At 60.5% G+C, this 23,982-nt stretch carries 28 protein-coding genes and 1 pseudogene; 15 read left to right on the top strand and 14 right to left on the bottom strand.

The window, feature by feature from the left end; all coding sequences use genetic code 11:
* Positions 1-69: 69 nt before the first annotated feature.
* The 6 genes and pseudogenes from LJX93_RS08095 to LJX93_RS08070 all read right to left on the bottom strand — a co-directional run.
* Entirely contained in the window at positions 70-864 is a 795-nt protein-coding gene (locus LJX93_RS08095) for a DNA adenine methylase (RefSeq protein ID WP_227696926.1), read from the bottom strand.
* A 151-nt stretch (positions 865-1,015) separates the two neighbouring features.
* Positions 1,016-1,570, bottom strand: coding sequence for a lysis system i-spanin subunit Rz (locus tag LJX93_RS08090; protein ID WP_227696925.1), 555 nt, complete (start codon positions 1,568-1,570; stop codon positions 1,016-1,018).
* Positions 1,570-2,139 (bottom strand): glycoside hydrolase family 19 protein, encoded by a 570-nt coding sequence (locus tag LJX93_RS08085; RefSeq protein WP_095065277.1) that lies wholly within the window; start codon positions 2,137-2,139, stop codon positions 1,570-1,572. Before LJX93_RS08085 ends, LJX93_RS08090 begins: the two co-directional genes overlap by 1 nt.
* Positions 2,140-2,175: 36 nt before the next feature.
* Entirely contained in the window at positions 2,176-3,219 is a 1,044-nt protein-coding gene (locus tag LJX93_RS08080; protein ID WP_227696924.1) for a phage late control D family protein, read from the bottom strand.
* A gap of 59 nt (positions 3,220-3,278) precedes the next feature.
* A complete protein-coding gene (locus LJX93_RS08075; RefSeq protein ID WP_227696923.1) occupies positions 3,279-3,485 on the bottom strand; it encodes a tail protein X in 207 nt (68 codons plus the stop codon).
* Positions 3,460-4,065: pseudogene (locus LJX93_RS08070) on the bottom strand (phage tail protein); the annotation flags it as partial. The gene LJX93_RS08075 and the pseudogene LJX93_RS08070, both read right to left, overlap by 26 nt.
* A 20-nt stretch (positions 4,066-4,085) precedes the next feature.
* On the opposite strand from LJX93_RS08070, the gene LJX93_RS08065 reads away from it, so the two are divergent.
* From LJX93_RS08065 to LJX93_RS08040, 6 genes are all read left to right on the top strand, one after another.
* A complete protein-coding gene (locus LJX93_RS08065; RefSeq protein WP_227696922.1) occupies positions 4,086-4,493 on the top strand; it encodes a hypothetical protein in 408 nt (135 codons plus the stop codon).
* Positions 4,490-4,738 carry a pyocin activator PrtN family protein gene (locus tag LJX93_RS08060; protein ID WP_061203481.1) on the top strand — a complete coding sequence of 83 codons (249 nt, stop codon included), beginning with the start codon at positions 4,490-4,492 and terminating at the stop codon, positions 4,736-4,738. The genes LJX93_RS08065 and LJX93_RS08060 overlap by 4 nt, the downstream gene beginning before the upstream one ends.
* A gap of 85 nt (positions 4,739-4,823) precedes the next feature.
* Positions 4,824-5,321: a hypothetical protein gene (locus LJX93_RS08055; protein WP_227696921.1), complete on the top strand. Its 498-nt coding sequence runs from the start codon at positions 4,824-4,826 to the stop codon at positions 5,319-5,321.
* Positions 5,318-5,701, top strand: a complete 384-nt coding sequence (locus tag LJX93_RS08050) for a hypothetical protein (RefSeq protein WP_227696920.1) — start codon at positions 5,318-5,320, stop codon at positions 5,699-5,701. Before LJX93_RS08055 ends, LJX93_RS08050 begins: the two co-directional genes overlap by 4 nt.
* Positions 5,698-5,961: a pyocin activator PrtN family protein gene (locus LJX93_RS08045; RefSeq protein ID WP_227696918.1), complete on the top strand. Its 264-nt coding sequence runs from the start codon at positions 5,698-5,700 to the stop codon at positions 5,959-5,961. The genes LJX93_RS08050 and LJX93_RS08045 overlap by 4 nt, the downstream gene beginning before the upstream one ends.
* Before the next feature lie 373 nt (positions 5,962-6,334).
* Positions 6,335-7,858, top strand: a complete 1,524-nt coding sequence (locus LJX93_RS08040; protein ID WP_227696916.1) for an SIR2 family protein — start codon at positions 6,335-6,337, stop codon at positions 7,856-7,858.
* A gap of 491 nt (positions 7,859-8,349) precedes the next feature.
* Here LJX93_RS08040 and LJX93_RS08035 read toward each other — a convergent pair whose 3' ends face one another.
* Positions 8,350-9,486: a site-specific integrase gene (locus LJX93_RS08035; RefSeq protein WP_227696915.1), complete on the bottom strand. Its 1,137-nt coding sequence runs from the start codon at positions 9,484-9,486 to the stop codon at positions 8,350-8,352.
* Positions 9,487-9,589: 103 nt separating this feature from the next.
* Between LJX93_RS08035 and dusA the strand changes: the two genes are divergently transcribed.
* From dusA to LJX93_RS08015, 4 genes are all read left to right on the top strand, one after another.
* A complete protein-coding gene (gene dusA / locus LJX93_RS08030) occupies positions 9,590-10,600 on the top strand; it encodes a tRNA dihydrouridine(20/20a) synthase DusA (RefSeq protein ID WP_227696914.1) in 1,011 nt (336 codons plus the stop codon).
* Between the two features lie 32 nt (positions 10,601-10,632).
* The gene (locus tag LJX93_RS08025; protein WP_227696913.1) at positions 10,633-10,854 is read left to right on the top strand and encodes a hypothetical protein; all 222 of its coding nucleotides are present in this window, start codon (positions 10,633-10,635) and stop codon (positions 10,852-10,854) included.
* A 176-nt stretch (positions 10,855-11,030) separates the two neighbouring features.
* Entirely contained in the window at positions 11,031-11,957 is a 927-nt protein-coding gene (tal, locus tag LJX93_RS08020; RefSeq protein WP_047583300.1) for a transaldolase, read from the top strand.
* A gap of 189 nt (positions 11,958-12,146) precedes the next feature.
* Positions 12,147-14,012, top strand: coding sequence for an alkaline phosphatase D family protein (locus tag LJX93_RS08015; RefSeq protein ID WP_227696912.1), 1,866 nt, complete (start codon positions 12,147-12,149; stop codon positions 14,010-14,012).
* A 70-nt stretch (positions 14,013-14,082) separates the two neighbouring features.
* Here the strand turns inward: LJX93_RS08015 and rssC are convergent, their stop codons facing one another.
* Both rssC and rssB read right to left on the bottom strand, forming a co-directional pair.
* The gene (gene rssC, locus LJX93_RS08010; protein WP_016500715.1) at positions 14,083-14,565 is read right to left on the bottom strand and encodes an anti-sigma factor antagonist RssC; all 483 of its coding nucleotides are present in this window, start codon (positions 14,563-14,565) and stop codon (positions 14,083-14,085) included.
* A complete protein-coding gene (gene rssB / locus LJX93_RS08005; RefSeq protein WP_027596602.1) occupies positions 14,562-15,746 on the bottom strand; it encodes a two-component system response regulator RssB in 1,185 nt (394 codons plus the stop codon). The genes rssC and rssB overlap by 4 nt, the downstream gene beginning before the upstream one ends.
* 269 nt (positions 15,747-16,015) lie before the next feature.
* Here rssB and LJX93_RS08000 point away from each other — a divergent pair, with 269 nt between their 5' ends.
* Positions 16,016-16,315, top strand: a complete 300-nt coding sequence (locus LJX93_RS08000; RefSeq protein WP_033700379.1) for a PilZ domain-containing protein — start codon at positions 16,016-16,018, stop codon at positions 16,313-16,315.
* 34 nt (positions 16,316-16,349) lie between these two features.
* Here LJX93_RS08000 and LJX93_RS07995 read toward each other — a convergent pair whose 3' ends face one another.
* Positions 16,350-17,057, bottom strand: coding sequence for a VacJ family lipoprotein (locus LJX93_RS07995; RefSeq protein ID WP_227696911.1), 708 nt, complete (start codon positions 17,055-17,057; stop codon positions 16,350-16,352).
* Between the two features lie 191 nt (positions 17,058-17,248).
* Here LJX93_RS07995 and LJX93_RS07990 point away from each other — a divergent pair, with 191 nt between their 5' ends.
* Positions 17,249-17,812 carry a phosphonoacetaldehyde phosphonohydrolase-related protein gene (locus LJX93_RS07990; RefSeq protein ID WP_156310700.1) on the top strand — a complete coding sequence of 188 codons (564 nt, stop codon included), beginning with the start codon at positions 17,249-17,251 and terminating at the stop codon, positions 17,810-17,812.
* A 122-nt stretch (positions 17,813-17,934) separates the two neighbouring features.
* Entirely contained in the window at positions 17,935-18,198 is a 264-nt protein-coding gene (locus tag LJX93_RS07985; protein ID WP_003248815.1) for a DUF4404 family protein, read from the top strand.
* Positions 18,199-18,340: 142 nt separating this feature from the next.
* Here the strand turns inward: LJX93_RS07985 and queF are convergent, their stop codons facing one another.
* A complete protein-coding gene (gene queF / locus LJX93_RS07980) occupies positions 18,341-19,171 on the bottom strand; it encodes an NADPH-dependent 7-cyano-7-deazaguanine reductase QueF (protein WP_227696909.1) in 831 nt (276 codons plus the stop codon).
* 67 nt (positions 19,172-19,238) lie between these two features.
* The gene (locus LJX93_RS07975; protein WP_033700384.1) at positions 19,239-19,742 is read right to left on the bottom strand and encodes a plastocyanin/azurin family copper-binding protein; all 504 of its coding nucleotides are present in this window, start codon (positions 19,740-19,742) and stop codon (positions 19,239-19,241) included.
* Positions 19,743-19,926: 184 nt separating this feature from the next.
* Between LJX93_RS07975 and cinR the strand changes: the two genes are divergently transcribed.
* Both cinR and LJX93_RS07965 read left to right on the top strand, forming a co-directional pair.
* Positions 19,927-20,607 carry a two-component system response regulator CinR gene (cinR, locus tag LJX93_RS07970; RefSeq protein WP_033700385.1) on the top strand — a complete coding sequence of 227 codons (681 nt, stop codon included), beginning with the start codon at positions 19,927-19,929 and terminating at the stop codon, positions 20,605-20,607.
* On the top strand, positions 20,604-21,956 hold the full coding sequence (locus tag LJX93_RS07965) for a heavy metal sensor histidine kinase (RefSeq protein ID WP_227696907.1): 1,353 nt from the start codon (positions 20,604-20,606) through the stop codon (positions 21,954-21,956). Before cinR ends, LJX93_RS07965 begins: the two co-directional genes overlap by 4 nt.
* A gap of 38 nt (positions 21,957-21,994) precedes the next feature.
* On the opposite strand, the gene LJX93_RS07960 is transcribed toward LJX93_RS07965, so the two are convergent.
* Together LJX93_RS07960 and lolD are read right to left on the bottom strand one after the other, a co-directional pair.
* The gene (locus tag LJX93_RS07960) at positions 21,995-23,236 is read right to left on the bottom strand and encodes a lipoprotein-releasing ABC transporter permease subunit (RefSeq protein WP_227696906.1); all 1,242 of its coding nucleotides are present in this window, start codon (positions 23,234-23,236) and stop codon (positions 21,995-21,997) included.
* Positions 23,237-23,292: 56 nt separating this feature from the next.
* On the bottom strand, positions 23,293-23,976 hold the full coding sequence (lolD, locus tag LJX93_RS07955; RefSeq protein ID WP_177326495.1) for a lipoprotein-releasing ABC transporter ATP-binding protein LolD: 684 nt from the start codon (positions 23,974-23,976) through the stop codon (positions 23,293-23,295).
* Between the last annotated feature and the right edge of the window lie 6 nt (positions 23,977-23,982).

The following is a 23,982-nucleotide window of genomic DNA, read 5'->3' as shown; positions in this document are numbered from 1 at the left end:
CTGATCTCAACACGCTCGTGCCCCTGCTCCGCCGTGAGAATGTGCTTCCGATGGCTTCAATTACGACAGCTAGAAAAGTTGCTCCAACACTGAAGGCTGCCAATTCATGATCACCAGCTCGCCTGTCATCTCGGCCGTGCCTTGACGCTGGTTTGTGTTGCAGTAGCGAATATCTAGACACTCGAAGTGGAAGCCATCGAAGGCGCGCCGGATATCCGGGTGATCGTTGATACTTACCATGACCCTGCCCTTGCAGCGCCGCATGAAATTGGCCATGCGCTCGTATTCCTCGAACGGGAAATTAAGCCCATAACCAGCGGTCTGCCAGTAAGGCGGATCCATGTAGAAGAAGGTGTGTGCCCGATCGTAGCGCTCGGCGCAGTCGAGCCAGGAAAGGTTCTCGACGTAAGTGCCGGCGAGACGCTGCCACGCCGCAGACAGGTTCTCCTCGATGCGCAACAAGTTGATGGCCGGCCCCGTAGTTGCGGTACCGAACGTCTGCCCGGTGACCTTGCCACCGAAGGCGTGCTGCTGCAGGTAGAAGAACCGAGCGGCGCGCTGGATGTCAGTCAGGGTCTCGGGGCGTGTCATCTTCTGCCACTCGAAGATCTGGCGGGAGCTGAGCGCCCATTTGAACTGGCGCACGAACTCTTCCAGATGATTCTGCACAACGCGATAGAGGGTGACCAGGTCACCGTTGAGATCGTTTAGCACCTCCACCGGGGCGGGCTGGGGGCGCATGAAGAACAACGCGGCACCGCCGGCGAAGACTTCGACGTAGCATTCATGAGTGGGAAAGAGGGGGATCAAGCGGTCGGCCAGGCGGCGTTTGCCACCCATCCAGGGAATGATTGGAGAGGTCATAGGTATGCAAGTCTTTACTGTATGGATAGACAGGTGTTAGGCTCGCCGCGCTTTGTGCACAAGGCAGAGGCCACGGCTGGACTTGCAGGAAGGGTCTGCGGGTTCGGCGGGCCGGGCTGGATGTTGACGCATCCACCCGGCTCGCCTCTTTTCACTTGGTGACTTCGCGCACGTAGCCCTGGCAGGCCTGCAACGCGATCAGCCCCCGGTCGCCTTCGTCGGTGATGGCGACAATTCGTTGAGCATGCGCTCGGTCAAGTTGGGCGCGTAAGGCGCCATGTACCACGCCTCCGGTGCCGGCGGTTTCTCGCACCCCACCGTCACAACCCGGGGCGGCAAAGGCTCCGGCGTCGACAAGGACTGACAACCGCAGATCAGCGGTAGCAAGCCTGTCACGCAGGCGAGCTTGAGTTTGGTGAGCATCGTTCATCTCCTTCCAATGCGCCTGGCTCTGCTCCTGCAGGTGATTTTCCAGGGTGCGCCGTTGCGCCTGCTGTTCCGCCAACTTCTTGAGGGCAGCAACAGAGGCTTCTTCACGTTCACGGCCATAGGCTCGATCCTTGTCCGCCAGTTGCCGGCCAAAATCCGCAGCCTGTTCGGCGAGCTGCTTCCCGTAGTCGCTCGCCTGCCACACCCAGGCACCGCGACCACCAACCCACAGCCCTACCGCTATGGCGAGCAACGCGATGCGCACGTTAAGTGACATCACTGCAGCACCTCAAGAGCTCGCTTGTAGAGCGCTTGGCGATCTTTCAAACCATTCAGGCCACCATTGATGCGGCGGGTGATCGACTCGAAAGCCGCATCATCAGCATGCGTCACCTTGTCAGCGAGACTGTTGAGCCCCGCCCGCTGCCAGTACCAGCCAGCTGACAGCGATGCATAAACCGGCTGCTCGAGCAGATCAGGGGTATTGAGCAAGCGGCTGTCGCCGAACAGCGCCTCGCTGCAGGCCTCGTAGTTGTCACGTCCGGTGATCTGAATTAGCCCACGGCCACGGTACCGTTGGCCATCGCCATCAGCCTGCGGGGTGTTGCCGAGACGCTGCGCCAAGCGGCCGGTGTCGTACTTGGCCAAGTAGGCCTCGTTACCGAGCTCACGCACATACAGCAGCTGGCCAGACTCATGGCCGACCTGGGCAAGGAATGCTGCCATACGCTTGGGCGTGATGATCGAGTACTTGCCCATTGTCGCGTTGAGGCCAGGAACAAAAACGCCGGCTTTGCGGCCGGCGTTGGGGAGGATTTGTTGCAGTTGTTGAACCGAGATAGCCATTGCGTTCTCCAGTGATAGCCGCGTGCGGCCGTGGGGTTACAGCTGCTCAACCCTGAGCGGCTTTTGTTCTTTCTTCTTCTTGCCCGAGGCCTTGGCCTTGCCCTTTTTGCCGCCGTTGCACTCCACCGTCGTCGTCCACCCGGATTGGGTAAACACCTGCTCGACGGCATCCACCAGGTACTCGCCATCGAGCCCGACCTTGAAGCCCTGGGCGTTGATCGAGCACTCGGCAAACAGGTCGGTACGCCCGGCCATCTCCAGACGCACGGCAGCGGTGCTGCGGTTGAACGCGGCCAGCCGCGCCTTGGCGGCCTGCTCGGCGGCGGTCTTGTTGGGGTAGATATGGCGGTCGGTGTGGACCGGAGGCAGACCATCGGGCGACTCGCCGTTGTCCAGCTGCACCACCTTCAAGGCACCGGTTTTCTGGTCCTGATGCTGGGTCTTCACAGCCTTTTGCGTGCTGCGATCTCCTAGACGGAACTGGTACCGGGCGACGTCCGTCTTGTTGATGGTCACGACCAGCAGCGACTTGCCGGTTGTGGTCTTGCCACCCTGCCGAGGCATGACCAGCAGCTTGCCCTCGGCCACCTTGGCGGTGCTGTCGTACTGCCGGGCCAGGCGCGTGATGAAGTTAAAATCCGATTCGTTGCGCTGGTCGATGCGCTCGACCTTGGTTGTCACCGGGCACACCGGCTCCCAGCCGTTGCGCTTGGCCACCTCGGTGACGATCTGCGACAGCGGCACGTTTTCCCAGCTACCGCTGCGAACGGTCTTACCGCTGCCGCGCATGTCGCTGGCCTTGCCGCGTATGGTCAGTTCGTCCGGCGGGCCAGATACCTGCACCTCGTCCACCGTAAAGGCGCCCATGCGCGTGATCGGCTGGCCCTCATAGCCCAGGAACACCTCCACCCGGCCACCGCGCGCCGGCAGCGCGACAGCCTGGGCGCGGTCGTCAATGCGCAGCTCGAACTCGTCCGACTCCATGCCGGGTTTGTCCGATATGCGCAGCAGCAACAGGCGGTCATTGATCAAGGCGGTAATGTCCTTGCCATCCGCGACGATTTGAAACGTGGGTTTCATGCTTGCTCCAGAAACAAGAAACCCCGCACAGGGCGGGGCTTGGTTACGCGTAACGCGGGTTAGCCGAACAGCTGCAGCAGCTCGACCGCCGGCGCCGACAGATCGGGCAAACGGATCAGCAGGCCGGCGCGATAAGGCTGCGCCTCCCTGGCCAGATCCGGGTTGGCCTCTAGCACCGCTTCGACGGTGCCGTTGAGGTGCCCATAATGGTGCTGGCAGATCACATCGAGCAGATCCCCGTCAGACGTTCTGCAGGTCGTTGCCATAGCTCACAAACTCCAGGGTGAAGCCTTGTTTTCGGGGGATGCCGCCTGGCAGCAGGTGGCTTTGCTCTTCCTCGATGCTGACCAGGCACCAGTTGCCCAGGACCTCGCCATATCCCGTGACCAGGTTCAACGGCTGCAGGTTGCGGCCAATGCTGCGCAGCACGTTCAACTGCTTAATGCCGCCCTTGTGGTGGGGGAAGATCGCGCCCTTGAGCGTGATTTTTTCCTCACCCAAGCCCACCGCCTGCTGCGCCACACTGCGGCGCAGGCGCTCCTGGCCAGCCCAGCGGTACGTCGCCTGCCGCCGCAGCTCGTCAAACGCGGCTGTATCAAGGTTGAAGTAATACGGCTGCAGCTTCGGGTCATGCGGCTGGATGATCAGCAGGTGCGGGAACGGCGCGACCGCCTCGGGCAGCGGCGTGGCCGAGCCCAGCAGCCCGCCGGTGGGCAGGATGTTGGACAGCGAAGGGCTCACCCTTCCCGCCACCCGGCTGGCCTCGGCCGTGACCTTGGACGCCATCCGCTTGAACGTGCCGAGCCGTTCCTGCACCTGGGACGCGCCGGATACGACACGGCCATATGTTTCGGCCAGAAACGACGATGGACGCGGAGATTGAAGTCGAGAACGATAGCCAGGCCCACCGCCTGAGCGTTCGCTTTGGCCCGCTCACCAGCTCGATCACGCTCAAGCGTGGCGACTCTGCCAAGTACATGGCCCTGCGGGACTTCCTCCAAGACGTGGCGAACGGCCGAACCGAATCTGGCCAAATCTCGCAGGAAGACATCGACTTGAGGGAGGCGCTAGACAGCGTAAACACCGTCATCCGCGCCGATCAGATAGCCTACATCACCGCCACCACCAACCCTGAGCTACCGGTTGGCGCAGTAGTGACCAATGACCTGGGCGAGATCTGCGCAGCCGCCACCGGCACTTGCAAAGAGCACCTCGCTCAAGTCATCCGCACCCAGCTCCGGCCCGCCCAAGAGGGGCTCGGGGAGCGCGCATGAGCAGCACGCTGGAGCAATTGCGCAGTCAGTGGAGCACGCCCTGCCCCACGTTGACGGCTGTAAGGGAGCACTACTTCTCCCACATCGGGACTGACCGCCGCTTCCGGGAGCTGATCAACAAAGGCCAGATCAAGTTGAAGCTCAAGAAGCTGCACAACTCGGCAAAGGCACAACACGTGATCTACCTCCACGACCTGGCCGAGTACCTCGACCGCCAGTCGGAAGAGACAAAGCAGTCGGCTTAAACCAGACGGCCCCGGTCTACAGGGGCAACCAGCTCGCCGTCGACCTCTCACTTGCACCGATGGCGGGCAGTTCGGAGCACAGCACATGCAACCCTACCAATACGCACTCAGCGCCGGGATCGTCTTACTCTTCGTCTTGGCGATCCTGCCCTACTTGCTCGCTGGAGCCCGTCGCCGGGCACATGAAGAAGGCAAGGAAATTGGCTTGGCGGAACGCAATGCCACGCATGCCCAACGGCTCAGAACGCTGAACGAAGAACTGGCAGAACTCGCCGTACAACGCGAAGCCGACCAACGCAAACACCTCAAGACCGTGGCAAACCTCAAGCTCACCATCAGCGAGCTCGAGGAGCGAATCATGTCCTACACCGGCATGCCGGTGACCAGGGCCGATTACGAGCTGCTGACAAAGGTCGGCGAAACACTGCAGCTCGCTCATCGCACCATGAAAGCCTTGAAGTCGGATCAGCAGGCGATCCTGGCTACAGCACAGGCACTCAGTGTTGATTCGCTCGCCAAGCGCATTCACGCCCAGTTGCGCAGCACCCCAGCCACGGCATCGACTGCGGAGGCTGCAGCATGACCACCGTTATCCAACGAAGCTGCCTCGTTGATGGACGCATAACCACGCACAAGCATCTCTGGGAAACAGTGGACCCTTACGACGGCGGTTATCACATCTGCAAGAAGTGCAAACTCGGCTCTCAAGGCGAGCGCCTTGCGACACCTTGCCCCGTATCCGACGCCGAATATCACGCCGTCGCTTGGCTCGGCCAGGCCGGGCTGTACCGAACTCGGTTTGAGGCCGTGGGCAACTTCGAGCAGTCCGTAGCGCCGGTTACCGCCGACGAGTTGTTCAACCTTGCCAGCAAGCAGGTGCTGAGCCAGTTCAATGAGGGCCGGCAATCCGCTCAGCCCAGCAGCACACAGCCGAACTCGGAGCAACAGGAGGCCCTCGCGTGAACACAGCCTTTGTTTTGATGGCGCAGTACAACGGCATGGCGATTATCTCGCTCGACCAGGTATGCGCTGACTACTTCACGCACCTCACGCCGCTCGTATTCCAACGCAAGGTGCTGGCCGGGGAGATCAAGCTGCCCATCACCCGACTTGAACCGAGCCAGAAAAGCGCCCGAGGCATACACATTGCCGATCTGGCTCTCTACCTGGACCAGCAGCGGGATGCCGCGCGCAAAGAGTGTGCGCAACTAAATAGGAGGTGATGGAGAGGCTGATACGGAAAATGCACCCCACTTGATCAGGGGGCAGCCGTATTCGCGGACATCTGGCTGCATCCGTCGTTCCCCGCAGTCGAATACACCTTATCAACCTTGCGTTGATGGCCGCCTACGATCGGCAGCTATCAACCGTCCCTGAATCGACTGGATCGGAACGGCGGAAATGCCCAAACCTTTAGGTGATAGTGAGCGATCCGGACCGATTACTGCGTCTCATAGAGGTCATCTATCGACCGGAAGCGGAGGTTCACAGCGCCGGCCTTTAGAGCAACGTTGAAGCTTCCAAACTGGAAAAGAAATGGCCGTCAGCTCATGAATGGTGTGATATCGTTTTGCCCAAAAATCGGAAGGCAAAAAAATGCTCATAGATGATATTGTAGCCCGACTAGATGAGGGCGGACCAAAAAGCTACTACTCCTTTGAGACTTTTATTATAAATTTACTCAAACATCACTTATCACTTCAGGGGAAGTCGTTAGAGTCTAATTCAGATCGAAATCTCCCATGCGACGCAGTGGCTCCTGAAGGGATTGATGACATCCCAGGCCCAGCCTTGTTTGAAATAAGATTCAACCCACCTAGAGATATAAAGAGTTTCAAAGAAGCTTGGGCATCGACGATTTTCAGCTACTTAAGCCTCACCGACCCTGAAAAACGCCCAAAAAGCATTATATTTATAAGTGCAAAACCTCTATCTAAGAATTTTAAGAACGAAATGCCTTTAGGCCTAGGAATTTCCAATAGTGCCGTTAAGATAATTTATTGGGGACCTGAAGAGATAAACAAAATAGTAAACAGACACAGAGCCAAAGCATCAGAAATCGTTAACAACTTGTTCTCACTGCGACTAGAGGCAGCCGTGAAAACTCCGGCGGCCGATTGGGTTGCTGATCGAGAGGCCATTATAGAGAAATTGAAGGACAGCTATGAGCGGGGGCAGTTCTCTCTATTTCTTGGGGCCGGAGTTTCTAGTAGCGCGGGAATGCCGAACTGGGAAAACCTATTAAATTCTCTTTTTGTGGCATACTTATCTCAAGAATTTGACGAAGACAATGCAATCGATAGCTCTGATATAAAAGAGCTGGTTGGGCGATTGAATAAAGTCTCTGAATCCTCAGCTCTTATGGGCGCAAGATATCTCAGAAAAGGGCTTGTAGGCAGCTCTGCCGAAGCAAGCGCATTCGTTGACGCCATAACTAAGAGCCTCTACGAACTCAGAAACAAAAACTACAACATCAATTCCAGATTATTACGTGCCATTGCTGCAACCTGTATGCCTCGCCGCACTGGCGCACGGGTGAGATCTGTGGTGAATTATAACTTTGACGACTTATTAGAGAAACAGCTTTCCAATGTGGGCATCTCACATCGAAGCGTTTACACTGAGGCTGAAGTCTACGATCCAGATGAACTACCCGTATACCACGTGCATGGTTTTCTTCCTGAAGATCGCACCAACTACCCGTCGTTAGAAAAATCCACACTCGTCTTTTCTGAAGAAGGCTATCATCACATCTACACTAACGCATATCACTGGTCGAACCTAGTGCAGCTGAATTGCTTGAGGGAAAATAACTGCCTGATGATCGGCCTGTCTATGACTGATCCAAATCTGCGGAGGCTAATGGATATCTCTGCACGCAGCCTTGAACTTAACAAGCACTTTGCATTTATGAAGAGGCTTTCGATAGAAGAATTTTGTTTCGATTCTACCGGGGCAGAAAAAAAAGGTGCAATAAAGAACCTAGAGGCAGCAAAAAAATTCCTGGATACACATCACGCCCTCAATGAGGGCCTGATGATGGAACTTGGCGTAACTGTAATCTGGTACGAAAAATACGATGAAATACCAGAGATCCTGGAGAAGCTAACCAGGGTCTAATCTGCGGATTAAAACCGCAGAATGGTGACGCTCCATGTAACTCTAAGCGCGTAACTTTAAAGGTGACTGACACTGATCGCGTAGCTCACACCAAGTAGTACTTTGATCATCACGATTAAGAAATTGTTCATCCCAAACAGCCCCATCAATACTCGAGAGGGCTCCATGTAATGGGCCAGGGTGTGTGCCCCCAATAGCTCTTAAGAGAGCGCGGCCCTACGTGAAAACTGAAAAAGCTTGGCTACTCAGCTGACCCAGAGTTCGCATAAAGGCGCGAATTCTGGGATGGTTTTTAACTACTCGAATCACACCAGAAGTTCTCAACAAAGCTTAGGTCGAAAGCGGCCACTCCTCCGAGACGGATAGCCCCAAGGCGGTGGTACACACAGGGTAGATCATGGCCATTTCGTGTCGATCAACGGATACAATGCACTAACGAGGTCCGATACAACCGACTCGTCGAGACGAGTGCAAGTGATGGCCAACTCTGCTCATACCCTAACCAACTGCTCAACGCGGGCGCCTAGGGTGACTGAAGCCTGGATAATCCGCTCCAACCAACTCCACTCCACATATCGATCGCCTCGCCCTCTTAGATGGGTATAACGCCGCAGCGAGTTCCAGTCTCGATGGCCGGAAACACTCGACACCCTCGGTATATCCCAATCCATTTCGAACAGCCTGCTCACACCTTCGTGGCGCAGATCGTGAAAATGCAGGTCCTCCACGCCAACCATCTTGCATGCCCTGGACCAGGCCGTGCCGATAGAGTCGGTGTTGTAAGGGAAGATCTCAGTGCACTGACGAGGCATGCTTTGCACAATCGCCCACGCCTCATCCGGCAGATGGCACCACACATCGTTGCCGATCTTCTGCCCGGGATTCTTCATGTCCCGCACTTTCACCGCTTGGCGGTGCTCATCCAGATCCTCCCACATGATGCGAGCGATCTCGTCCATACGGCGCGTAGAAAAGATGGCAAACGCCACGACCTTCGGCATGTGAATGACTGTCGGACGCCGTGCAAGCATCTCGAAAAAATGCTTAAGCACCTTGTCGAGCTCTTCGAGCGTTGGCCGGCGATCCCGCTCACGGCTTTTCATGTTGTAGCCGAGACGCTTCAGGACAAGCCGTGCGTCGGGCATAGCCTGGGGGTTTATCTCGTACCCCCACGCTGCTCTGGCCAGCGACAACACTGACCCAAGGTGAGCCAGATCATTGCCGGCTGTCTGCGGCTTGATACCACCGCCTTCAGGGCTCATACGCCAGAGGGCATAGTCCACCAGCACCTGCTGAGATATGTCTGAGTCGACCACTTCCCCGAGGTAACTGTTCTTGATAGCCAAGAGGGTCTGCCGCTTCGTCTTACCCAGCGGCCGGGCTTTCTCGGCTTCCACCAGATAGCGATCAATCATGTCCTTGACTGCGTGCCCACCACGGTTGGCCCGCTCGATCGCGCCCGGCTCTGCCAACTCTGTCTCTCGTCGCTTCGCCCAGGCCTGAGCTGCCTGCTTTCGGGCGAACGTCTGGGCTTCTTGGTAGACTATGACACCCTTTTTCTTGAGGCGGATCTGGACGGTATAGCTAACCGTTCCATCGGCCTTTTTCCTTGCTCTAATCGTTGCCATGATTTCCGGTGGTACAAGCGTGGCTGGCGGTGGTACATCGTACCACCGTCACACCAAAAACGCCCAAAAACCCCGAAAAATGGTACAAAATGCGTAGACCAGAATGCCCCTAGAATCAGCTTCAAAGCCACAAACCACGCGCCATGAGCCGTCACGCCGCTTCAGCGTTGCACCGATGATGGACTGGACAGACCGCCACTGCCGCTTCTTCCTGCGCCTGCTTTCCAAGCACACCCTGCTCTACACCGAAATGGTCACCACCGGCGCCCTGCTGCACAACGACGCCCACCGTTTCCTGCGTCACGACGCGTCCGAGCACCCGCTGGCCCTGCAACTGGGTGGCAGCGTGCCGGCTGACCTGGCGGCCTGCGCGCGCTTGGCCGAAGAGGCCGGTTACGACGAGGTCAACCTCAACGTCGGCTGCCCGAGCGACCGGGTGCAGAACAACATGATCGGCGCCTGCCTGATGGCCCACCCGGCGCTGGTGGCCGATTGCGTGAAGGCCATGCGGGATGCGGTTTCGACGCCGGTGACGGTGAAGCACCGCATTGGCATCAATGGCCGTGACAGCTATGCCGAGCTGTGCGACTTCGTCGGCCAGGTGCGTGAGGCCGGGTGCCGGAGTTTTACCGTGCATGCGCGGATCGCGATTCTTGAGGGGCTGTCGCCCAAGGAGAACCGTGAGGTGCCGCCGTTGCGCTATGACGTGGCGGCACAGTTGAAGGCGGACTTCCCGGACTTGGAGTTTGTGCTCAACGGGGGGATCAAGACCTTGGCGCAATGCCAGGCGCACCTTGAAACGTTCGACGGGGTGATGCTGGGGCGTGAGGCGTACCACAACCCTTACCTGCTGGCCGATGTCGACCAGCAACTGTTTGGCAGCGAGGCGCCGGTGGTCAGCCGCAGCGAGGCGTTGGCGCTGCTGCGGCCTTATATCGTGGCGCATATAGAAAGTGGCGGGGCAATGCACCACATCACCCGGCATATTCTGGGGCTGGCCCAGGGGTTCAAGGGCGCTCGGCGGTTCCGGCAGTTGCTGTCGGCGGATATTCACAAGGCGGCCGAGCCGTTGGCGGTGTTTGATCAAGCGGCGGAACTGATGGAGGGGCGTTGAAAAGGCGCACGCGTTCCCAGGGCACTTGGGGTGTGGCACTGGCGATTTTTGCTCCGGTCGCCATCATCCTGTTGGTGGCCTCGCAGTACCCGACCATGATCGAGCGCAGGGTTGAAGCGAGGAAGGCGCAGGCGCGGGCGGCACAACCAGCACCTCGGCCTGCGGGGACCACGCTGGAAATCATCATGCCCGACGGCAAACGGCTCCAGGAAGGGGAATCCGGCACCTTGGGCGAAGCGCTGAAAAGCAGATAGTCCAGCAGACTTGGGAACCTCGCGGCGGGAGGGGACTCGAATCATCACCTTTCGCAGCCCTTTCCGACCGGCCCGATGCCCCGGCAAGGCCGCTTTGCACGCCCGGCTTCGACGGGCCTTGAGCGGCCGCCGGGGCTCGGGTAATGTCGAGTCATTGCACAGGACAGAGCACGCCCATGACCTCCAAGCTGGAACAACTCAAACAGTTCACCACCGTGGTCGCCGACACCGGGGACCTGGACGCCATCACCCGCCTGAAACCGGTCGATGCCACCACCAACCCGTCGCTGCTGCTCAAGGCGGCTGCCATGCCCGGCTATGCGGAACTGCTCAAGCAGGTGAAGGGCGATGCCAACGGCGATGTGGACCTGGCCTGCGACAAGTTCGCGGTGGCGGTGGGTTCGGGCATTCTGAAGGCCATCCCTGGGCGAATCTCCACCGAAGTGGATGCCCGCCTGTCGTTCGATGAACCGGCCCTGCTGGCCAAGGCCCGCCAGTTGATCGCGCTGTACGACAAAGCCGGGGTCGGCAAAGACCGCGTGCTGATCAAGCTGGCCTCCACCTGGGAAGGCATCCGCGCCGCCGAGAAGCTGGAGAAGGAAGGCATCCAGACCAACCTCACCCTGCTGTTCTCCTTCGCCCAGGCTCAGGCCTGCGCCGATGCCGGGGTGTTCCTGATTTCGCCGTTCGTGGGCCGTATCTACGACTGGTACAAGAAAAGCACCGGCAAGGAGTATGTGGGCGCCGAGGACCCGGGCGTGCAATCGGTCACGCGCATCTACGACTACTACAAGACCAATGGCTACGACACCGTGGTCATGGGCGCCAGCTTCCGCAACATCAGCCAGATCGAGCAGTTGGCAGGCTGCGATCGCCTGACCATCAGCCCCGAGCTGCTGCAGCAACTGAGCGATGATCAGGGCGAGCTGCCGCGCGTGCTCAAACCGGGCAACGCTGGCGAGGCCAAGCAGGTGTTGAGCGAGAGCCAGTTCCGCTGGGCGATGAACGAAGATGCCATGGGCACCGAGAAGCTGGCCGAGGGTATTCGTCAGTTTGCCCGCGATCAGGAGAAGCTGGAGAAACTGATGGCTGAAAAAGCCTGATACATATTAGGTTTGCCTGACGGGCGGGAAATGCTCAGCATTTTCCGCCCGTTTTTGGTTTGGCGCTGAATAGCGCCAGGCTTCAGAGGTATTTTGAATTCGATGGCCTATTCGCGGGCAAGCCCGCTGCCACTGGTGCAGTGCTGTCGCTGCACGGGTGGATGGGCTGTCTAGCCAACAGAGCTGTTGATGACCTCATCCCTACCCCTCGTTCTTGCCGGCCCGGTACTGCGCCGGCTAGAGCCCCAGCGCCTGGCCATCTGGCTGGTCGCCACGCAACCCTTGCAACCCGAATTCACCCTGGACGGCGCAGCGCGTACAGCCAACGCAACTTGCCAGGTTATCCCGATAGGCCAGCACGCGTTTATCCACTTGCTGGATATCCACTTCGACCAGCCCCTCCCTTGCAACCAGGCGCTGGGCTATGACTTGCGCATCGATGGCCAGGGCATCGCCGAGTGGGCACCCCACCTGCTCTACCCAGGCTGCCAGCGCCCAAGCTTTGTGCTGCGGGACCGCCTCGACCATTTATTGCATGGTTCTTGTCGCAAGCCGCACCACCCTGCCGCGGATGGCCTGCTCTGCGCCGACCGTTTGCTGGCACAGTGCGAACAGCCCGAACAGCGCCCTGCCGTGCTGCTGATGAGCGGTGACCAGGTGTATGCCGACGATGTTGCCGGCCCCATGCTGCGGGCCATCCATAGCCTGATCGAGCGCCTGGGGCTGTTCGACGAACAGCTCGATGGTGCGGTGGTGGCCGACAGCACAGCGCTGTACCAGCACCCGGCCAGCTATTACCACCGTGCAGACCTGCTGCCGGCCCAAGAACAGAACGAAAGCCTGCGCGAGCGCTTTTTCGGCGGCAAACGCAAGCCGATCTTCTCGTCAAGCAATGCCGACAACCACCTGGTCACCTTCGCTGAAGTCATGGCCATGTACCTGCTGGTATGGTCACCCGAGCCTTGGCGCCTGGTGAACCTGGACATGCCCGCCGGGCTCACTGATGAGCGCCAGGCGCGGTATCGGCAAGAGCTGCCACTGATCGAGGCCTTCGCCAGCAACCTGGGCCAGGTGGCACGGGTAATGGCCCACCTGCCGTGCCTGATGATCTTCGATGACCACGACATCACCGACGACTGGAACCTCTCGGCACAGTGGGAAGAAACCGCCTATGGCCACCCCTTCTCGCGGCGCATCATCGGCAACGCGTTGCTTGGCTACTTGCTGTGCCAGGGCTGGGGCAACGACCCGGATGGCTGCGCGGGGCTGGTCGAGCGCTGCCAGGTGCTGACAGGTACAACGCTAGACAGCCAGGCACAGGACGAACTGATCGGCGAAGCGTTGCAGTTCCAGGGCTGGCAGTACAGCTTGCCCAGCAACCCGCCGTTGCTGGTGCTCGACACCCGCACCCGCCGCTGGCGCAGCGAAAGCAGCCTGGCCAAGCCATCCGGCCTGCTCGACTGGGAAGCGTTGAGCGAGCTGCAGCAGGCGCTGCTCGATCATCCCTCGGCGATTATCGTGTCACCCGCGCCGATCTTCGGGGTAAAACTGATCGAAACCGTGCAGAAGGTGTTCAGTTGGCTGGGCTACCCGTTGTTGGTGGATGCCGAGAACTGGATGGCACACCGCGGCGCGGCGCAGGTAATTTTGAATATCTTCCGCCACTCGCGCACGCCGGGGCATTACGTGGTGCTCTCCGGCGACGTGCATTATTCATTCGTGTATGAAGTACTGATTCGCCATCGCCAGCGCAGCCCGCACTTGTGGCAGATCACCAGCAGCGGCATCAAGAACGAGTTCCCCAGGCGCCTGCTCGATGTGCTCGACCGGCTGAACCGTTGGCTGTATTCACCACGCTCGCCGCTCAACTGGTTTACCAAGCGGCGGGAGATGGAGGTGGTGCCGCGTACGCCCAACCATAGCAAGGCGGGGGAACGGCTGTGGAATGGTGCGGGGTTGGGGCAGGTGTTCTTTGATGAGCAAGGGCGGCCGGCGCGGGTGTTTCAGCTGGATGCCGGTGGGCGGGAAGTGACAGAGTTCGTTGCGCCGGAATAAGCGATGGTTTTAACCTTTACCGACCTCTTGGCGGGGTAAGCCCGCGACCACGGGCCGGTAAAGGCATGAGTCAGGTGCGCTCTAGCGCATTCACCAGGTCATGGAAGGCTTCACGGTTGGAGTCATTCAAGCCCATCAGGATCTTGTGCGCCTCCAGCACCTTTGACCGCACCACCTCTTCGTTCTGGTCCTGCGACGGCAGGTCGGTCAGGCACTCCGGGCACGGTATCGGACGATCGACGATGTTGAACACCTGATCGAAGCCCATCGACTGCAGCAACCGGGAAATATCCGGGTTGGTGGTGACCACGGTCGGCAGCAGCCCAACCTTCTGGCGCGACAGGATCGACAACTTGGCCAGCAAGCCCAAGGTGGTGCTGTCGATGCTCTCGGTTTCAGTCAAGTCGATGACGATGGCCGAGAAATTCAGCGCAGTGAAGATTTTCTCGATCGTCGCATCCAGCGCCGAACACAAGGTCAGGCGCACTTCACCGACGAATTTCAGTACAAAGGTACCGCTTTGCTCGGCGAACTGAATTCTACCGGTACTCATTGAAGGTTCCTGCTCAACACCAATAGGGCGATATCATCCGGCATCTCCCCAAGCGTAGCCAATCCAAATCGTTGGCGCAGCCCATCCAGGCTGCCACCCGCTGCCTTGACGATTTCTGGCAAGGCGGCTTCTTTATCTTTGAGCGTGTCACCCGGCAAAAGGTCCAGAATGCCATCGGACATCAAGCTGAGGCTGAACACAGGCGGCAGCTCCACCACTAGGTCCTGGTAACTGGCCTCGTCGAACAACCCCACCGGCAGGCCGCGGCCTTCCAGGTAGCGGGTATTGCCCGGGGTGTACAGCACCGGCAGCGGCAAGTGGCCGCCCACGGCATAGGTCAACAGGCCGGTGTCTTCGTCGATGACACCGCCGACCATGGTCACATGCTTGCCCAGCTTGCAGTTGATCAGCCCGCGGTTGATGTGGCTGAGCACTTGCGAAGGCTTGAACTCGCGCATCTTGCTGCCGCGCTTGAATTCGAACAACAGGCGCGTGGTCATGAACTTGAGCAGCACCGTGACGAAGGCCGACGACGCGCCATGCCCGGAGACATCGGCGAGGTAGAAGGCGATGCGGCGGTCATCCACACGGAAGTAGTCGGCGAAGTCACCCGACAAGTACAGCGACGGGATGATCTGGTGCTCGAACGCGAACTCGCCGGCTACCCAGGGGCTTTCCGGCAGCATGTTCATCTGCACCTGCCGACCGGCGGTCTGGTCCTCCTGCAGCAGGTGCAGGCTGGCTTCAAGCTCACGGTTGGCCGCTTCGAGCTTGTCGCGGTAGCGCTGGTTTTCCAGCACCAGGCGCGAACGGTCGAGCGCCCGGCGCACCGAATGCTCGAGCACGGCAAGGTCTTCCAGCGGCTTGATCAGGTAGTCGGCAGCGCCCAGGCGCAAGGCCTCGACCGCATCGCTCATGACGCCGGCACCGGACACCACGATAACCGGCAATTGCGGCGCGCGCTCGCTGATCTGGCGGATCAGTTCGAGCCCGCCCATCTGCGGCATGCGCAGATCGCAGATCACGAGGTCGGGCTGGTGTTCTTCGAAGACCTGAAGCCCCTGCTGGCCATTACCGGCCTGGAGGACGCTGAAACCACTGTCTTCAAGATAGGCGGCGAGGCTCGCACGGACCACGTCGTCGTCATCGATGATCAACAGCGTTGCACTGGTTTTCTGCATGTGGGCGAACGGCGCCGATTTGGGTTGGTGCAGCGGTGTCGGCAAAGCTGACGGCCAGCTACGGGAATACTCTGTGGTAACACTCTACTTGAGTTGTAGGACAAGAAGACCCGCCCGGCAACTATCAGCGCTACCCTGTAAGGCGCAGACGGTACTCCCATCCGCCAGGCGTTTCAAGCGTACGAGGGTCGACCTCGCTGCTCTTTACAGGCCAAATCACCGGGAGTTATAAGAAAGCCGACCGTGCAACCCAAAGGGAAGGATGCAGCATGCCTCAGACGCCCTCCAACCACAGCGAAAAACGCGATTTCATCCGCATGCGCATCGATACCGAGGTGAGCCTGCTGCACGAAGGCCAGGTGATTGCGGCGGTGTGCCTGGACCTGTCCAGCGGGGGCATGCAGGTGCAGGCGCCGCAGCGCTTTCAGGTGGGGGATACGCTTGAGGTGCGGATCGACTCTGATCACCCGGCGCTCAAGGGCTTGCACGCCAGCACCGAGGTGGTGTGGATCGCCGATCAGCCCGATGGGCAGCAGAAGTTCGGCCTGCGCATCCTGGCCATGCATTGACGCGGGGGCTGCAGGGCAGCCCCTTGTTCAAGAATCAGAAGTCGTCTTCGACTTCGCCGTCCTTGACCTTGAACTCGCGGTTCTGCAGGTAGGCGTTGCGAATGAAGATGTACTTGTCGCCCTGAATCAATTTTTCCGCCGACAGCAGGCTGGCGCGGGTATCGATCACGTCCAGTGCAAAGATTGAGTTGCGCGTCGGCACATGGTCGATATAGCGGTAGGGCTTGGTGTAGCTGTCAGGGTACTTGGCCAGGCCATCACGCACGGTGCTTGGGCCCAGCAACGGGATGACTACGTAAGGGCCGCTGCCCACGCCCCAGTAACCCAGGGTCTGGCCAAAGTCCTCGTCGCTGCGCTGCAGGCCCATCTTGGTGCCGACGTCGAAGAAGCCACCGATGCCGAACGTGGTGTTGACGATCAAGCGTGCGGTGTCCACCCCTGCCGCATGCGGCTTGAGCTGCAGCACGTTGTTGACCAGGTTGGTCACGTCGCCCAGGTTGCGGAAGACATTGTGGATGCCGTCTTCGAGGAATTGCGGCGTCACCGCCTCGTAGCCCTTGGCCAATGGCTTGAGGGCATAGGTGTCGACGGTATCGTTGAACCTGAAGATCGGTCGGTTGACCGCCTCCCACGGGTCGTCCTCGGTGGCCGCCTGGGTAGCCGCCACGGGCGCCAGCAGCAAGCTGGCGCAGACACAGGCCTGGGTGACTCGCTCGATCACACCGGCACCGATCCTACGCATAGATGTCTCTCCATCGAATTTCTTGGCCGCAGCCGCACCGGGCGCGCTGCTGGTAAGGCGCAAGTATAAGGGCTTACGGGCTGATCACCAGCATTACACATTTTTGCTCAAGATTTTGTGAGCGCATGTTGCACCGTCATCGCCCAGTAACAATGGCGGCATAGCCTGCGGACTATTTCAGGGAAGTTGCCATGCACGATGCATCCGCCTTCACTGCTGTGCTGTTCGGCCTGCGTGGCTGCCTGGTCCAGGGGGCGAACGGCAACCCGCTGCCCGCGCCCGGCGCCCTGGCAACACTGGCCAGCCTGCGCCAGCGCCAGGTGCCCTGCATCTGGCTGGACGACCTGAGTGCCACGCAAGGCAAACGCCTGGCCAACGTGCTGCCCGACTGGTTGCCGGGGCATTCGGTTAATGGTATGCGCTGGCCGGCACCGAACGCCTGCTGGCAGGCACTGATGGCGCTGGACAGCGCGCGCCTGGATGGCTGCGTACTGGTCAGTGGCGAACCGGCGCTATTGCAATCGGGCCTGAACGCCGGGTTGTGGACCGTGGGCCTGGCCGCCTGCAGCCCTTATTGCGACCTCAGTTCCCGCCATTGGCAAGCCATGAGCCAACAGGAGCGGGACCTGGCCCGCGGCAAGGCCACCCTCGAACTGTTCAGCCTGGGCGTGCACTCGGTGATCGATCACCTCGAAGCGCTGGACACCTGCCTGCAGGACATTGCCCAACGGCGCCGCAAGGGTGAAAAACCCTGATACAGCACCTTTGATGCGGATCATGCAAAGCGGCTGCGAGTGGATTACATTGAAAGCAGGCCAGAACCTTTGCCGCTTCGCTGAGGTCCATGCCTTGCCAAGCCATTGATGGAGAAAAGCCAATGCCTGCCCGCGAATTGCAAGAGCGTCTGAACAGCTTGCGCGAGCAACTGGACCGGAACGTACCGCTTTCGGAAGAAGAGCTGGCCGCCCTGCATGAGGAAGCCAGACAGATAGAAGCGCAACTGAAGCTTGAAGAAGCCACGCCGGACAACAACCTGGTGGATGGCGTGAACCTGGCGATTGAACGCTTCGAGGCTGATCACCCCGACCTGACCGCCACCCTGCGCAGCATTGCCAACTCGCTGCACAGCATGGGGATCTGAAATAGCAAGGGCCGTTTCTCGGCCCATTCGCGGGGCAAGCCCGCTCCCACAGGCTATTGGCTGTACTTGAGGGCAGCGCGGTACCTGTGGGAGCGGGCTTGCCCCGCGAATGGGCCGAGAAACGGCCCCCGTCATGTCAGAATTACTGACGCACCAGGCGCACGTTATTCGGGCTGATCGCCCCGGTGCTGCGATACGGGTTGATATCCAGCCCCCCTCGTCGCACATACCGCGCATACACCGTCATATACTCGGGCTGCAGCAGGTTCCTCAAGTCCAGGTAGATCCGCTCCACGCACTGCTCATGGAAGTCGGCATGCTGACGGAAGCTGATCAGGTAAGTCAGCAGGCTGGCATGGTCCAGCGCCCTGCCCTTGTACTCGACCACGACGCTGCCCCAGTCCGGTTGACCGGTGACCGGGCAGTTGGATTTGAGCAAATGGCTGTGTACGGTCTCTTCGACCACACGCTCCGGGTTGCAGCGCAGCAGCTCCGGTTGCGGCTGTTCATAGTTGCTGATGGCCACATCCAGTGCATCAATGCACTGCCCCGGCAACGCCACCACGCCCTGGGCCTCGACTTCAGCCAAGGTGCGAACCTTGACGCTGACCGGCTTGCCAGCGGCTGCCGACAAGTCCTTCACCAGGCAAGCCTGCAGCTCGCCAATCGCGGCGAACACCGTCTGGTTCAGCGAGTTCAGGTACAACTTGAACGACTTGGACTCGATGATGTTCGGCGAATCGGCAGGGATGGCGAACTCACCGATCGCTACCACCGGCTTGCCCGAGGGCAACAGCCACGACAACTCGAAGCAGTTCCAGTAGTCCACGCCCTGCCATGGCAGGGTCTGGGCAGTGACGCCCAGCTCGGCCCACTTGGCAGTACGCGGGATCGGGAACAGCAACTCAGGGGAGTAGGTAGCGATGTATTCGCTGGACTTGCCCAGCGGGGAGTGTTCGGCGGCGGGATGCATGGAAACTGACCTGAAGGTTCGAAATACCCCTAGTCTACCGTTTTTACCGCCCGCCTTGCAGGGCAAGTCACTCGATGGTCAGCGGCCCGACCATGCCGGCCTGGTAGTGCCCCGGCACGTTGCAGGCGAACTCGATGGGCGCCGACTGGCGGAAGGTCCAGGTCAGCTCGGCACGCTGGCCCGGTTGCACCAGCACGGTGTTGCCCGCGTCATGGCCATGGTCTGCGTGGCCCATCTGGCCGTGGTCCATGCCCTCGTGGTGCATGCCTGCGGTAAACAGCTTGCCCTGCATGGCGATCATCTGCTTCTGGTGCTCCGCGTGCATGGCCTTGTCGCCCAGGTTGAACTCGTGGGGCAACTTGCCTTCGTTGATCAAGACAAAACGCACAGTTTCGCCAGCTTTGGCGTGCAGGCGCTTGGGCTCGAACGCGATGTCCTTGAGCACGACCTCGACCGTGCGGGTAGCCTTGGCCGCCGGGGCCGGCTCGCCGAAGGCGAAGCTTTTGCCACCGTCAGCCAGGGCGGACAGGCTTACCAGGGCAAAGGCGGCGGCGATGAACAGGTGTTTCATGATGACTCCAAAGCTTACAGCGGGGATAAGGCCACTTTAGAAAAGGCCGGCTGGCAACTACCTGACAGGAAGATTACAACTTTGTCAGCTTGGGCGGCGCTTGGGCGGCCCTTGATATAGTCACGTATCATTTCAGTCATCACACCGCCCGCACAGGGCTGCCTCCCGATAGTGTGGACACCGCATGAAACTGTTGATCGTCGAAGACCAGGCCCGCACCGGCCAGTACCTCAGCCAAGGCCTGAGCGAAGCAGGCTTTGCCACCGAACTGGCGGCCGATGGCGAAACCGGCCAGCACCTGGCGCTAAGCGGCGATCACGACTTGTTGATCCTCGATGTCATGCTGCCAGGCCGCAACGGCTGGCAGATTCTGCAAGCCGTGCGCCAGGCCGGCCTGGACACACCTGTGCTGTTCCTCACCGCCCGCGATGCCGTCGAGGACCGCGTGCACGGCCTGGAGCTGGGCGCGGATGATTACCTGGTCAAGCCGTTCGCCTTCTCCGAACTGCTGGCACGGGTACGCAGCCTGCTGCGCCGCGGCGCCAGCCCCAGCCTGGACACCACCTTGAGCCTGGCCGACCTGCGCCTGGACCTGATCCGCCGCCGTGCCGAGCGTGCCGGCCAGCGCATCGACCTCACCGCCAAAGAGTTCGCCCTGCTCGAACTGCTGCTGCGGCGCCAGGGTGAGGTGTTGCCCAAGTCACTGATTGCCTCGCAAGTCTGGGACATGAATTTCGACAGCGACACCAATGTCATCGAAGTGGCGATTCGCCGCCTGCGCCTGAAGATCGACGACCCGCATGCCAACAAGCTGATCCACACGGTGCGCGGCATGGGTTATGTACTGGAGGAACGTCAAGATTGATGCGCAGGCTTTCCCTCGGCAGCCGCCTGGCGCTGCTGTTCGCGGCCTGCACGGCTGCTGTTTCGCTGGGTGCCGGCATCCTGTTCAACCGTGCCAGCGAACAGCACTTCATCGAGCTGGACCAACAACTGCTCGAATCACGCCTGTCGCTGTTTCGCACGCAACTCGCCGGTGTCGCCACACCCGCCGAGCTTGCGACCCGGCTCCCGGCCCTGCGCGATGAGCTCAGCCACCAGGCTGACCTGGCCCTGCGCATCAGCGGTAAAGACGGCACACCGTGGTTCGACAGCCGCACGCAGTTGCCCGACACCACGCCGCCCTCCGGGCTTGCGACCTTGCACACGGACGGCACCGACTACCGCAGCCTGGCCATGCCCCTGAAGCCGGCCGACCCGCAATCCGCGCAGCTGACGCTGTACCTCGACATCACCCACCATCAACATTTTCTGCAGGGCATGCAGCGCTTGATCTGGCTCACCGTCGGCCTCTCGGCCCTGGCTACGGCGCTGCTCGGCGCCTGGGCCGTACGCCGCGGGCTGCGGCCCCTGCGGCAGATGGGCCAGGTCGCCGCCAGCGTGTCGGCACGCTCGCTGACCACCCGTTTGCCAGTGGCGCAGATGCCGGAAGAACTGGCCGAACTGGCCACCACCGTGAATGCCATGCTGCAACGCCTGGACGATGCCTTCCAGCGCCTGTCGGCGTTCTCGGCCGATATCGCCCACGAACTGCGCACGCCGCTGTCCAACCTGCTGACCCACACCCAGGTCACCCTCACCCGTCCGCGCAGCCTCGAAGAGTACCGCGAGGCGCTGCATGGCAACCTGGAGGAACTGCAATGGATGGCACAGATGATCAACGACATGCTGTACCTGGCCAAAGCCGACCACGGCTTGCTGGTGCCCGGGCAGGCTGCGCTGGCCTTGCACGAGGATGTGGATGCGTTGCTGGAGTTCTATGCCCCGCTGGCCGAAGACTCTGATGTAAGGCTGTTGCGCGAAGGCCAATTGCTGCTGCAGGGGGACCGCCATATGCTGCGCCGGGCACTGTCCAACCTGCTCGACAACGCCTTGCGCTTTACCCCGCCGGGTGGGCAGGTACAGGTGACGTTGGGGCCTGGTTCACGGATATGCGTGGCCAATACCGGGGCTGCGATCGAACCGGCTGCATTGCCACGCTTGTTCGATCGGTTCTACCGGGTGGACCCGGCGCGACGGGAAGGCAGTAGCGAGCATGCAGGATTAGGGTTGGCGATTACCCGCTCGATCGTGCAAGCGCATGGCGGCAGCATTTCTGCGACGAGTGAAAACGGCTGGACGCGCTTTGTGATCGAGCTGCCTGAAGGTCGGTGACCGAGGGCGCAATGCGCCCCCAGACGCTCAAACAGCCCTCAAACCGCCAAGCCAATCGCCGGCTGCACCTGCGATGCCCGATAAGCCGGGTAAATAGTCGCCAAAAAGCTCATCACCAACCCCGCCGCACAGATCATCGCCACATCCCCCCACTGCAGCTGCGAAGGCAGGCTGCTGATGAAGTACACATCCGAAGTGAAGATGTGCTGGCCGCTGACTCGCTCCAGCCAGCCCACGATCTGGCTGACATTGAACGCGGCAATCACCCCCAGCACACCCCCGATCAACGTCCCCACCACACCGATCAAGCTACCCTGCACCATGAACGTGCCCATGATCTGCGCAGGCGTGGCGCCCAAGGTACGCAGGATGGCGATATCCGGCCCCTTGTCGTTCACCACCATCACCAGCGTGGCAATGATGTTGAACGCCGCGACCGCGATGATCATCATCAGCAACAGGCCGATCATGGTTTTTTCCATCTTCATGGCGCTGAACAGGCTGCCCTGGGTATGCGACCAGTCATCGGCGCGGTAGGCATCACCCAGGCCCGCGACGATGGCCTTGGACACCTGCGGCGCCGCATACAGGTCATGCAGCTTCAGCCGCACGCCCTGCACCTGGCCGGGTGCCCAGCGCTGCATTTCGCCCGCATCGGCGACGTGAATGTAGGCTTGCGAACCGTCCAACTCGGCGCCAACCTTGAAGATGCCGACCACCGTCAGGCGCTGCATGCGCGGGGTGATGCCACCCGGTGCCTTGCTGATTTCCGGCACGATCAGGGTCAGCTTGTCGCCGGTGTTCAGGCGGAAACGGCGCGCACTCAGCTCACCGATCACCACGCCGAACTCACCCGGCTGCAGGTCTTGCAAACGGCCCTGAACAATATGCTGGCCGACAATGGAGACCTTGCCTTCCTCTGCCGGGTCGATGCCGCTGACCTGGATCGGCTGCATCGCGCCCCTGTACGAGAGCATGCCTTCCATCTCGGTGATCGGCGCGGCGGCCATCACTGCCGGGTCTTTCAGCGCGGCATCGGCGACCGTGCGCCAGTCGTCCAGCGGCTGCACGCCCAGGATGCTGGCATGCGGCACCAGGCCAAGGATGCGCGAGCTCATTTCACGCTGGAAGCCGTTCATTACCGACAGCACCACGATCATCGCCAGCACGCCCAGGGACAGGCCGATCATCGAAGTCATCGAGATGAACGAGATGAAATGGTTGCGGCGCTTGGCACGGGTGTAGCGAGCACCGATGAACAAGGGCAAGGGTCTGAACATGTAAAACACCCAATGAAAGAGTTGCGGGGCGGCTCAGGCCACCCCGTGCAGGCGGCTCAGATCGCCACCAGGTGACCGTCGTCGAGTTTAAGCACGCGGTCCATCTGGCGCGCCAGGTTGAGGTCGTGGGTTACCACCAGGAACGCCGTGCGCGAGGCGCTGGACAGCTCTTGCATCAATTCCTGAATACCCTGGGCGGTGTGGTGGTCGAGGTTGCCGGTAGGCTCGTCGAGCATCACCAGGCCCGGGCGGTTGACCAGTGCACGGGCGATCGCCACACGCTGGCGCTCGCCGCCGGACAGCTCGGCTGGCTTGTGCGTGAGCCGGTGGCTCAGGCCGACCCGCTTGAGCAGCGCCTCAGCGCGCTCACGGGCTTCCGGGATTGGCGTGCGGCCGATCAGCAGCGGCATGCAGACGTTTTCCAGCGCGGTGAATTCCGGCAGCAGGTGGTGGAATTGATAAACGAAACCCAGTGCCCGGTTGCGCAACAGGCCACGCGCACGCTCACCCAGGGCCGACAGTTCCTCACCCGCCAGCCAGACGCTGCCCTGGGTGGGCGTGTCGAGGCCGCCAAGCAGGTTGAGCAAGGTGCTCTTGCCAGAGCCCGAGCTGCCGACGATGGCCACGCGCTCACCCGGGTGCAGCTCCAGCTGCAGGCCCGACAGCACCTGTACCGACTCCGGGCCTTCGTCGTAGGACTTGCCCAGGTTGCGGCAACTCAGAACGGCTTTATCACTCATGCGCGA

The organism is Pseudomonas sp. HN2-3, from assembly GCF_020691745.1.
GTDB lineage: Bacteria > Pseudomonadota > Gammaproteobacteria > Pseudomonadales > Pseudomonadaceae > Aquipseudomonas > Aquipseudomonas capeferrum.
This window is presented reverse-complemented; position numbering and strand designations above follow the sequence as displayed.

Excerpts from the sequence above, each read along its gene's own strand:
- cinR (WP_033700385.1), top strand. The coding sequence starts at position 19,927 with ATGAAACTGTTGATCGTCGAAGACCAGGCCCGCACCGGCCAGTACCTC.
- LJX93_RS08090 (WP_227696925.1), bottom strand. The coding sequence starts at position 1,570 with ATGTCACTTAACGTGCGCATCGCGTTGCTCGCCATAGCGGTAGGGCTG.
- LJX93_RS08015 (WP_227696912.1), top strand. The coding sequence starts at position 12,147 with ATGACCTCATCCCTACCCCTCGTTCTTGCCGGCCCGGTACTGCGCCGG.
- LJX93_RS08040 (WP_227696916.1), top strand. The coding sequence starts at position 6,335 with ATGCTCATAGATGATATTGTAGCCCGACTAGATGAGGGCGGACCAAAA.
- LJX93_RS08000 (WP_033700379.1), top strand. The coding sequence starts at position 16,016 with ATGCCTCAGACGCCCTCCAACCACAGCGAAAAACGCGATTTCATCCGC.
- LJX93_RS08050 (WP_227696920.1), top strand. The coding sequence starts at position 5,318 with ATGACCACCGTTATCCAACGAAGCTGCCTCGTTGATGGACGCATAACC.
- LJX93_RS08075 (WP_227696923.1), bottom strand. The coding sequence starts at position 3,485 with ATGGCAACGACCTGCAGAACGTCTGACGGGGATCTGCTCGATGTGATC.
- LJX93_RS08065 (WP_227696922.1), top strand. The coding sequence starts at position 4,086 with ATGGACGCGGAGATTGAAGTCGAGAACGATAGCCAGGCCCACCGCCTG.
- LJX93_RS07990 (WP_156310700.1), top strand. The coding sequence starts at position 17,249 with ATGCACGATGCATCCGCCTTCACTGCTGTGCTGTTCGGCCTGCGTGGC.
- LJX93_RS07960 (WP_227696906.1), bottom strand. The coding sequence starts at position 23,236 with ATGTTCAGACCCTTGCCCTTGTTCATCGGTGCTCGCTACACCCGTGCC.
- LJX93_RS08060 (WP_061203481.1), top strand. The coding sequence starts at position 4,490 with ATGAGCAGCACGCTGGAGCAATTGCGCAGTCAGTGGAGCACGCCCTGC.
- rssB (WP_027596602.1), bottom strand. The coding sequence starts at position 15,746 with ATGCAGAAAACCAGTGCAACGCTGTTGATCATCGATGACGACGACGTG.
- queF (WP_227696909.1), bottom strand. The coding sequence starts at position 19,171 with ATGCATCCCGCCGCCGAACACTCCCCGCTGGGCAAGTCCAGCGAATAC.
- LJX93_RS08035 (WP_227696915.1), bottom strand. The coding sequence starts at position 9,486 with ATGGCAACGATTAGAGCAAGGAAAAAGGCCGATGGAACGGTTAGCTAT.
- LJX93_RS07975 (WP_033700384.1), bottom strand. The coding sequence starts at position 19,742 with ATGAAACACCTGTTCATCGCCGCCGCCTTTGCCCTGGTAAGCCTGTCC.
- LJX93_RS08080 (WP_227696924.1), bottom strand. The coding sequence starts at position 3,219 with ATGAAACCCACGTTTCAAATCGTCGCGGATGGCAAGGACATTACCGCC.
- lolD (WP_177326495.1), bottom strand. The coding sequence starts at position 23,976 with ATGAGTGATAAAGCCGTTCTGAGTTGCCGCAACCTGGGCAAGTCCTAC.
- dusA (WP_227696914.1), top strand. The coding sequence starts at position 9,590 with ATGCCCCTAGAATCAGCTTCAAAGCCACAAACCACGCGCCATGAGCCG.
- tal (WP_047583300.1), top strand. The coding sequence starts at position 11,031 with ATGACCTCCAAGCTGGAACAACTCAAACAGTTCACCACCGTGGTCGCC.
- LJX93_RS08085 (WP_095065277.1), bottom strand. The coding sequence starts at position 2,139 with ATGGCTATCTCGGTTCAACAACTGCAACAAATCCTCCCCAACGCCGGC.
- LJX93_RS07985 (WP_003248815.1), top strand. The coding sequence starts at position 17,935 with ATGCCTGCCCGCGAATTGCAAGAGCGTCTGAACAGCTTGCGCGAGCAA.
- LJX93_RS08055 (WP_227696921.1), top strand. The coding sequence starts at position 4,824 with ATGCAACCCTACCAATACGCACTCAGCGCCGGGATCGTCTTACTCTTC.
- LJX93_RS08095 (WP_227696926.1), bottom strand. The coding sequence starts at position 864 with ATGACCTCTCCAATCATTCCCTGGATGGGTGGCAAACGCCGCCTGGCC.
- rssC (WP_016500715.1), bottom strand. The coding sequence starts at position 14,565 with ATGAGTACCGGTAGAATTCAGTTCGCCGAGCAAAGCGGTACCTTTGTA.
- LJX93_RS07995 (WP_227696911.1), bottom strand. The coding sequence starts at position 17,057 with ATGCGTAGGATCGGTGCCGGTGTGATCGAGCGAGTCACCCAGGCCTGT.